This is a genomic window from Gammaproteobacteria bacterium (assembly GCA_027296625.1).
GTDB lineage: Bacteria > Pseudomonadota > Gammaproteobacteria > JAKEHO01 > JAKEHO01 > JAKEHO01.
The window spans coordinates 17699-26810 of the sequence record JAPUIX010000160.1 but is presented as its reverse complement, the minus strand read 5'-3'; the positions used below and the strand labels follow the sequence as shown (position 1 = coordinate 26810).

The 9112-nt window shown below is 52.6% G+C and carries 9 protein-coding genes; 1 reads left to right on the top strand and 8 read right to left on the bottom strand.

The genetic code is table 11. From position 1 onward, the window contains the following. Nucleotides 1–2: 2 nt before the first annotated feature. From O6944_09870 to O6944_09835, 8 genes are all read right to left on the bottom strand, one after another. Nucleotides 3–1142 carry a D-alanyl-D-alanine carboxypeptidase gene (locus tag O6944_09870; protein ID MCZ6719442.1) on the bottom strand — a complete coding sequence of 380 codons (1140 nt, stop codon included), beginning with the start codon at nucleotides 1140–1142 and terminating at the stop codon, nucleotides 3–5. 82 nt (nucleotides 1143–1224) lie between these two features. Next, nucleotides 1225–2103: a septal ring lytic transglycosylase RlpA family protein gene (locus O6944_09865; GenBank protein ID MCZ6719441.1), complete on the bottom strand. Its 879-nt coding sequence runs from the start codon at nucleotides 2101–2103 to the stop codon at nucleotides 1225–1227. Next, nucleotides 2081–3070, bottom strand: coding sequence for a lytic murein transglycosylase B (gene mltB / locus O6944_09860; GenBank protein MCZ6719440.1), 990 nt, complete (start codon nucleotides 3068–3070; stop codon nucleotides 2081–2083). The genes O6944_09865 and mltB overlap by 23 nt, the downstream gene beginning before the upstream one ends. Nucleotides 3071–3088: 18 nt before the next feature. Beyond that, entirely contained in the window at nucleotides 3089–4183 is a 1095-nt protein-coding gene (rodA, locus tag O6944_09855; GenBank protein MCZ6719439.1) for a rod shape-determining protein RodA, read from the bottom strand. A 12-nt stretch (nucleotides 4184–4195) separates the two neighbouring features. Beyond that, entirely contained in the window at nucleotides 4196–6046 is a 1851-nt protein-coding gene (gene mrdA / locus O6944_09850) for a penicillin-binding protein 2 (protein ID MCZ6719438.1), read from the bottom strand. 18 nt (nucleotides 6047–6064) lie between these two features. Then, complete coding sequence (gene mreD / locus O6944_09845; protein ID MCZ6719437.1) at nucleotides 6065–6553, bottom strand: rod shape-determining protein MreD; 489 nt, start codon at nucleotides 6551–6553, stop codon at nucleotides 6065–6067. Continuing rightward, complete coding sequence (mreC, locus tag O6944_09840) at nucleotides 6550–7401, bottom strand: rod shape-determining protein MreC (protein MCZ6719436.1); 852 nt, start codon at nucleotides 7399–7401, stop codon at nucleotides 6550–6552. The genes mreD and mreC overlap by 4 nt, the downstream gene beginning before the upstream one ends. Before the next feature lie 54 nt (nucleotides 7402–7455). Further along, on the bottom strand, nucleotides 7456–8502 hold the full coding sequence (locus O6944_09835) for a rod shape-determining protein (GenBank protein ID MCZ6719435.1): 1047 nt from the start codon (nucleotides 8500–8502) through the stop codon (nucleotides 7456–7458). Between the two features lie 301 nt (nucleotides 8503–8803). Between O6944_09835 and gatC the strand changes: the two genes are divergently transcribed. Then, on the top strand, nucleotides 8804–9091 hold the full coding sequence (gene gatC, locus O6944_09830; GenBank protein ID MCZ6719434.1) for an Asp-tRNA(Asn)/Glu-tRNA(Gln) amidotransferase subunit GatC: 288 nt from the start codon (nucleotides 8804–8806) through the stop codon (nucleotides 9089–9091). The last annotated feature ends 21 nt before the right edge of the window (nucleotides 9092–9112 follow it).

The window sequence follows — 9112 nt, the reverse complement described above, 5'->3', positions numbered from 1 at the left end:
ACCTAGTGGAACAGCAGTCTGACGGCATCTGCCATGCGATGGAACAGGTTGCCCTTGGGCACAGACTGTAGGGCGATCAGAGAGCGCTCCGCCAGATCATTCTCTGCCAGCGTTACTTTGACCATACCCAGTGGCTGTGCCATCTCTACCGGCGCAATGATCGGTGTATTCAGCTGCACCGTTGCATCAAGCCGCTCATACTGTCCCCGCGGTATAGTGACATAGAGCGCCTTATCCAGTCCCAGATCTAGCGTCTCCGACTTCCCTTTCCAGATTCGCTCACGGGTCAGCGGTTCGAATGCCTCATAAAGCATATGGGTCTCAAAAAAACGGAACCCGTAATTCAATAGTGCTTGACTGGCTTTGACTCTCGTATTCTCACTCGTGGAACCCATCACGACGGAAATGAGTCGCATATCACCACGCTGGGCGGATGCCACTAAACAATAGCCTGCCGAATCCGTGTAGCCGGTCTTGACCCCATCGACCGACTCATCCCGCCACAGCAGTTTGTTGCGATTGAACTGCCTGATCCCATTAAAGGTAAACTCGCGCATTGCATGCAGATCATAAATATAGGGAAAATCCCGTTTCAATGCCGCTGCAAGGATAGCCATATCACGTGTGGTCGTGTAGTGGTCTGGATCCGGGAGCCCCGTACTGTTCACAAAACTGCTTCCACTCATGCCCAGCTGTATTGCGTGTTGGTTCATGATCGCTGCAAAAGCCTCTTCAGTGCCCGAGACATGTTCCGCAAGTGCCACACTTGCATCATTGCCCGACTGCACGATCACACCTGTAAGGAGATCTTCGACAGCGACCTGAGTGTCTACCTCGATAAACATTCGGGAGCCTCCCATGCGCCAAGCCTTCTCACTCACAGTGACCCTGTCATCAAGGCTGACATGCGCAGAGGCCAATTCACTTGCTACCACATAGGCAGTCATCAATTTTGTAAGGCTTGCGGGTTCCACAGGGTCATCGATGCCCTTCTCCGCCAGTATTTCGCCACTGTGGTAATCCAATAGCAGGTAGGCCCTGGCGTCGAGCGTTGGCGGCGACGGTAGGATAGGCGCAGCCGCAAAGCTGCTGGCGCTCACAAACAGCATCAGCAGCGTAAGATACTGGCTAAAGCATTTCATTACCGAAAGTTCTTAACCGTTTCAAAAAGATCGGCTATTTTACGCAAAATTGCGAGCAAATATCGAATAAACTGCAATGGAATCAATCGAAAACGAAGTGGGGCTTATCAATGCCAAGTTCTGCTAGCGTATCCACCAGACTATCAGCGGCCTCGACGCTCATAATCGGACCTATCCGCACACGGTAGAAGGTCCGCCCCGAAACAACCGCCTGATTGATCCGCACGAGCGACTCTCCCATAGCCGCTAATTGCGATTTGAGCCGCTTGGCATTCATTAACTCCGCAAAAGCGCCAACCTGCAAGTAGAAGTTGCTTGAGTCACCGCTCCTAGATGCCGTCCTCAATTTCACCGGCTCCTCGTTCGGCGCTCTCGGATCAATTGCGCGCACCTCGACCAACCCCGTGCCTTTGGCCGCGATGCCAAGCTTCTTCGCCCCGGCGTAAGAAAGGTCAATAATGCGATTCTGGTGAAACGGACCCCGATCATTGACTCGAACGATGATCTTGCGGCCATTTCGCAGATTGGTCACTTGCACATATGTAGGTATCGGCAAAGTACGGTGAGCTGCTGTCATCGCATACATGTCATAAGGTTCACCGCTGGAGGTCCGTCTACCATGAAACTTTGTACCGTACCACGAGGCGATCCCCCGTTCGAAATAGCCGCCGCTACGGCTCATCACGTAATACTGCCTGCCATTCACTACGTACGATTTCGGATTGCCGTACCGACTGCGCGGTTCAACCTTAGGCACAGCGTCCGGGATGTAAGATACATCCACTGGTTCCTCGGGGGCACCGTCTCGTTCCTCACTGATACCGCAGGCAGTAAGAGATACGGCCAGCGCTAGATTTAACAGGGCCCCCCTCAGGTCAATCTGAGTAAATGCCTGTTGCGCCGCTCGCAGTGTTACCGACCTCTCGTTTAACCGGCCTTTAGTCCTTGAACTGCGCTTCATACTGTAATCGGATTTCCTCTGAAAGTTGATATATCGCCATCGCATAGAGCGCGCTGTGATTGTAACGCGTAATCACGTAAAAATTCGTCAGCCCTACCCAATACTCTTGTCCAGTTTCGGTCTCGAGGACCACTAACGATCCTAATGCGTCATCGGGTGCGTCGCCTTCAAGTTGGATACCATAGTCGTTTACCTGGGCAAGTTTAATCTGGGGCTTAAGCCCTAGTTCGATGAACTCCTGATGGCGTTCACCGATCACCGTAGCGGGGAGGGCAACTGCCTTGTCAGCCTGCCAACCATGCGCGCTCAGATAGTTGGCAACGCTTGCGATTGCATCCGTTGGATTGTTCCAGATATCACTGATCCCATCTCCATCGTAATCCACGGCATAGCGTCGGTAACTACTCGAGATGAACTGCGGCAGGCCCATCGCGCCGGCATAAGAACCTTTCAACGACAGCGGCTCGATACGCTGTTCGCGCACGAGCAACAGATAGTGTTCTAACTCACCACGAAAAAATGCACTGCGTTCCGGATAGTTGAACGCCAGCGTCGTCAGAGAATCCATGACCCGATACTTACCGTTATTGGCTCCATAGCGTGTTTCGACCCCAATAATGGCAACCACGATCTGGGGGGCAACACCATACGTTGCCTCTGTACTGCTTAATGTTTCGGCATTAGCGCTCCAGAATCCAACCCCGCCGGCAACGCGCTCTGTAGTCAAAAAAATAGGCCGATACCGGTACCACGGCCTACTTTCGGCGGGCCTTGAAATAGCCTGAAGGACCTCAGGAGATAGTCTGGCTTGCTGAAACAGAGAATGCAGCTCGCTGCCCTTAAACGCATGCTGCTGCACCATACTATCGATAAATCTATTTAGCTCTGCTTGATCGATGGATGTAGCGCCGGTGATGCCCATCCAAGAAACCACAAGTGCCAGAATAGAGCCGATACGTTTTAACATGCGTGCCAATTAACCTAATTAATTGGACAGCAGTCTCCGATGCGTATGAATAGCCATCAGGATACCGAAACCAGCCATGAGTGTCACTAAAGAGGTACCGCCAAAGCTTATCAACGGCAATGAAATTCCTACCACCGGTAGCTGCCCAGTAACCATGCCCATATTGACGAAGATGTAAACAAAAAACGTTAATGTCAACCCGCCCGCTAACAGACGACCAAAAGTATTCTGAGCATGCATGGCAATATAAACGGATCGCAAAATCACTAATCCATAAAGTGACAACAACAACAATACGCCCATGAAGCCAAACTCCTCGCAGTAGACGGCAAACACAAAATCAGTTGAGCGCTCGGGTAGAAACTCAAGATGGGACTGCGTCCCATTCAACCACCCCTTACCATATAGGCCACCAGAACCCACGGCGATGTTCGACTGTATGATGCTCCAACCAGCACCAAGCGGATCCTGCTGTGGATCAAGAAAGTTCAGAACTCGCAGGCGCTGATAATCGTGCATCAGATGCCACACCAATGGTATGCAGAATGCCGCAAGCAAACCAAAGGCAGCGATCATGCGCCACTGAATCCCGGCCAGAAACAGGACGGCAATGCCTGCAGCACCGACAAGCACGGCCGTGCCCAAATCAGGCTGACGCGCAATCATAATGACGGGAATAAAAATTAAAAGGCAGGCGACTATGACGCGAAGTAATCGAGGTGGAAGGGATTTATCTGCCAGGTGCCAGGCGACTGCCATCGGCACAGCGATCTTCATTATCTCAGATGGCTGAATCTGGAATAGCCCCAGGTCCAACCAGCGCTGCGCCCCTTTACCAATATCGCCAACGGCAAGAACCAATGCCAACAGAACGAGCCCGAGGAAATAGAACCAAGGGGCCCAGCGTGCGATCTGATACGGCGGGATCTGGGCCACGAGAAACATCAAACCAAAGGCCAAGCCAATGCGTATACCCTGTCGAACGATGACCTCCGTATCTTGATCCGCAGCGCTGTAGAGCACCACAAGACCGATCCCGCACAGCACAATTAATGAAAATAACAGGGGCACATCGATGTGCAGACGCTGAAGCAGATCTTGCTGCGTATTCACGCGTTGTTTCCCTTATATCCTCGACTTAGAAAGGTAATGATCAAATAACTTACGAGCAATCGGTGCAGCCACTTTACTCCCACTGCCGCCGTTCTCTACAACAACTGCCACAGCAATGCTTGGGACGTCGGCCGGAGCAAATCCAATAAATAGGGAATGATCACGCAGGTTCTCAGGCAAATCATCCCCATCATTCCTCTTATCATGATCTATTGTTACCAACTGTGAGGTACCAGTCTTTCCCGCATAACGGTAAGGGGCATTCCGTCCACTTGCACGAGCTGTACCTGTCGGACCATGTACTACGTCAACCATGGCAGAAATGATCTGATCCCAATATGCTTCCTCATTAACCACGATCCAAGACTCACTCTCGTTCGACAACACCGCTGAGCGATCGGCCATAGGGTCCTCTATGCGCACAACCAGCCGAGGATGCATCTGCCGACCGCGTGAGCTCAGCGCTGCCGTTGCAGACGCAAGTTGAATTGGCGTAACAAGCGTAAAACCCTGACCGATCCCGTTAATCAGAGTCTCACCCGGGTACCAGGGCAGATGCCAATTCTTTCGCTTCCATTCCGGCGAGGGTATGAGGCCGTCCCCTTCACCCGTGATATCAATGCCAGTCTTTCCACCCCAACCAAAGCGGGTCAAAAATAAATTGATACGGTCAATGCCCATATCATGGGCCAAACTGTAAAAATAGATATCGCAGGACTCTGTAATCGCGCGGGAGAGATCAGTATCGCCGTGCCCGCCTCGCTTCCAATCGCGGAATATGTGACGACTCCCCTTGAGCTTGAACCAGCCGGGGCACCACGTTCCCTGATCCGGAGTCCTTAATCCGTACTCAAGCGCAGCAAGCCCAAGAAACGGTTTGATCGTGGAGCCAGGCGGATAGTGCCCCTGCACTGCCCGGTTGAAGAGCGGCCCATCGGGCGAGCGGCGTAACTCATCAAATGATTCGGGCTCAATACCGTAAACAAATACATTCGGGTCATAACCTGGGGAACTTACCATCGCAAGTACCCCGCCGGTCTGAGGGTCGATCGCAACAATCGCTCCCCGCCAGCCTGTCAGTGCCTCGGTTGCTAGCTTCTGCAAAGAAACATCAAGGCTCAAGAAAAGATCTTGGCCCGGTAATGCCGGCGTTCGATCCAATACGCGTAATATGCGCCCGCGGACATTAACCTCGACTTGCTGGTAGCCTACACGTCCATGTAGCACGTCTTCATAGGCTCTCTCTATCCCGAGCTTCCCGATGTGCGTGCTGCCGCTGTAGTTGGATACGTCGACACGTTCAAGATCATTTTCATCGATACGCCCAACGTACCCCACGGCGTGGGCAGTTTGAGAACCAAGTGGATAATATCTCGTAAGGCGCGCCGCGATATCTACGCCGGGGAAACGATGGCGATTGACCGAAAAACGAGCTACCTCCTCGTCACTCAAACGAAAACGTAATGGCACCGCGTCGAAGCGACGTTGCTCGTTCAACAGCTTATAGAACCGCTGAATATCAACTGCGTTGATATCAATGATCCTAGCTAACTCGGCAATGGTAGCGTCTACGTCCTCTACTTGCTCTGGTACCATTTCCAAACTGAACGCCGGTTGGTTATCCGCGAGCAACACACCGTCACGACTATAGATTAAACCGCGGATCGGAGGGATGGGTAAAACTTTGACCCGGTTTTCATGAGACAAGGTAATAAAATGCGCATGTTTAATGAGTTGTAAGTCAACTAGACGTACAATAATCAATGAAACAGATATAACCATGATCACAACAGCCACGGTCATGCGGCTTTTGAAGATCCGGTTCTCGCGGCTCAGATCTTTAAAGACTAATTGACGCTGCATCGAACTTCGTAACTCATATCAGGAAACATTATATTTGCGCCGCAAGTCACGCAATATGATAAATACCCAGGGCCATAACACCATACTCGTCGCCGCCGGCAACCAGTAGGACCACTTTTCTGGAGGCAGCCCTACAATGCCACGCACCCACAGAGATAAGAGCAGATAAAAAAGCAACAAAAAACCAACTAGGACAGCTTGTTGCAAGAGAGGAAATACGCGCACACCACGATGGGTTTGCACCGTAACGTACGCGACCACGACCAGCCCTAGGGCATAATGACCGAGTAGCGTCCCCTGCATCACATCCAGTAGCAGTCCTAACACCCACGCGATTCCTATCCCGATACGCTCCGGCAAGGCCATGCACCAGTAGATAAGAACAAGCGCTACCCATAACGGGCGGGCGTCTACGGCCCAGTCGGGCAGCGGCATCGCATCCAGCAAGAAGGCGGCCACGAAGGTTAATACAATGACCCAACTACCATGGCGTTTGGCGAGGGTCACGACTTAGTAGCGCTGGCCGACGCTGGGTCAAGTTCGCCTGCTTGATCCGGCGGCCAGACTAGCAACACCTCGCGACTTCGGTCGAGTTTTGCACTCGGTATCACAGTCACTTTAGCAAATGGTTGGCCCGGATCTACGGAAACATTGGTGACCCGGCCAACGGGGTAACCAGGCGGGAACCGGCTACCGAGTCCCGAGGAAACTAGGAGATCATCTACCCTGATGTCTGCATTATTTGGAACATATTCCAATTCAAGGCTGTTAGTGGCGCCAGTGCCAATCGCTATTGCCCTGAGCCCATTTCGGTTAACTTGAACAGGTATGGCATGACTCGGATCTGTTATTAACATCACGGTACTGGAGAATGGGCCAACGTGCACAATCTGGCCCATGATACCTTCAGCATCGACAATGGGTTGTCCATTATATGCGCCCTCCTTAGCACCTTTATTGATCACAACCTGACGTTTGAAACGTTCAAGCGCCACCGCCAGAAGTTCAGCAACGAGAACCCGTTCGCCGACTTTGAAAGATGATTCTAGCAGTTCGTTTAGACGCTGGTTTTCCACCTCCAGCGCAGCAAACTTTTGGAGTTTCGAACTGAGTAATAAGTGTTCTTTCCGTAGCCGAGCATTTTCATTCAGCAGCGATTCACGTGTAACCAACGAGTTCATCATCCACTGTCCCATCTCTATGGGCAGGTTGACCAAATATTGGATTGGATACACGACAACAGAGAGTGTCGAGCGCACGGTCTCCAGATGACCGTGGCGGTGATCAACAGTCATTAAAATGACCGACGCGATGACGAATGCTGCTAGACGTACGATCTGCGCCGGACTTCTCAGGAACAGCGGTTTTATGATGCGCTCCTCAACTGAAATTGAGTGGCGTAGGCGGTGCTATTCCAGCGCTAGTACGTCGGGCCCGTACTCCTCTATCATCTCCAGCACCCGGCCGCCGCCACGAGCTACACAAGTCAGTGGATCCTCTGCGATGATGACCGGTAACCCAGTCTCCTGCATAAATAGCCGGTCGATGTCCCGCAAGAGCGCACCACCACCTGTCAGGATGAGTCCCCGCTCCGCAACATCTGAGGCGAGTTCCGGTGGGGTTTGCTCCAAAGCGCCCTTGACCGCCCCAACAATGCCTGCCAGTGGCTCCTGCACGGCTTCCAGAATCTCGTTGCTATTCAGCGTAAACCTGCGGGGGATCCCCTCAGCAAGGTTTCGGCCTCTTATCTCGATCTCACGCACCTCGTTCCCCGGGTAAGCGCAGCCGATCTCATGCTTGATTCTCTCCGCGGTGGCATCACCAATCAGGCTGCCATAGTTGCGGCGAACATAACTGATTATTGCTTCATCGAATCGGTCCCCGCCAATCCGCACAGAGGCAGAATAGACAATACCATTCAAGGAGATAACCGCGACCTCCGTAGTGCCGCCGCCGATATCTAAGACCATCGATCCGCGCGCTTCGCTGACAGGGATGCCGGCGCCGATTGCCGCAGCCATGGGTTCCGCGATGAGATGCACAGTCCGCGCCCCAGCGCCAGCGGCAGCTTCCCGAATCGCCCGCCGTTCCACCTGCGTTGATCCACAAGGCACTGCCACCAGGACACGTGGACTGGGTTTTAGAAACACAGACCCATGCGCTTGGTGTATGAAGTACTGCAGCATCTTCTCCGTAACAGTAAAATCGGCGATAACACCGTCTTTCAATGGGCGCACCGCGCGGATATGGGCGGGTGTGCGCCCCAGCATGCGTTTGGCCTCTACCCCGACAGCCGCAATAGACTTTAGATTGATGGCGTCCCGCCCCTGGCGGATGGCTACCACGGAAGGCTCGTTGAGCACGATCCCCTTGCCCCGCACATAAATCAGCGTGTTTGCCGTGCCCAGGTCTATGGACAGGTCGTTCGAAAAGAGACCGCGTAACCTATTGAACATGGGTCATATTTCCTGCAATCTCCAATTGATGATTGATGAGGATGCTGAATTTAACCGGATAGTTCAGCGATCCAAGCCTATTGCACAATGCCGCTTTCTCAATGAGCATAGCGTATAAAGATAGCCTGCGGCCACGCGAAATGCGCTTTTTCGCCTGACAATCTGTCAACAGGGTCCGCCGGATCCGTTTTCACCTATGCGGTGATTACTACTGTATTCTACTGTATCAATGGGACGGACTTTGGGCAAGCAATGGATTGTAATAAATTTATCATTTTCAAATAATAACAACGGAGTCTTTATGTCACTACAAAAGAAGGACGTGGAAAAGATCGCGTGGCTCGCGCGCCTTGCCTTGACTGCCGAGGAGGTCGCTGAGTACGCGCGGGATCTCTCCAATATTCTCCAACTTATCGAGCAGATGAACGCTGTCGACCCCAAAGGGGTCCTTCCTATGGCTCACCCGCTTGCGATTAACGCGCGGCTCCGCAGCGACGCGGTGGTTGAGGTCGATGAACGGGAGCGCTTCCAAAGTATTGCACCGCAGGTCAAGGAGGGACATTACCTGGTGCCTAAGGTCATCGAGTAGGAAATAGCGGTCTTTAGAGCG

Coding starts and splice junctions, on each gene's coding strand:
- O6944_09870 (MCZ6719442.1), bottom strand. CDS start 1,142: ATGAAATGCTTTAGCCAGTATCTTACGCTGCTGATGCTGTTTGTGAGC.
- O6944_09865 (MCZ6719441.1), bottom strand. CDS start 2,103: ATGAAGCGCAGTTCAAGGACTAAAGGCCGGTTAAACGAGAGGTCGGTA.
- mltB (MCZ6719440.1), bottom strand. CDS start 3,070: ATGTTAAAACGTATCGGCTCTATTCTGGCACTTGTGGTTTCTTGGATG.
- mrdA (MCZ6719438.1), bottom strand. CDS start 6,046: ATGCAGCGTCAATTAGTCTTTAAAGATCTGAGCCGCGAGAACCGGATC.
- O6944_09835 (MCZ6719435.1), bottom strand. CDS start 8,502: ATGTTCAATAGGTTACGCGGTCTCTTTTCGAACGACCTGTCCATAGAC.
- gatC (MCZ6719434.1), top strand. CDS start 8,804: ATGTCACTACAAAAGAAGGACGTGGAAAAGATCGCGTGGCTCGCGCGC.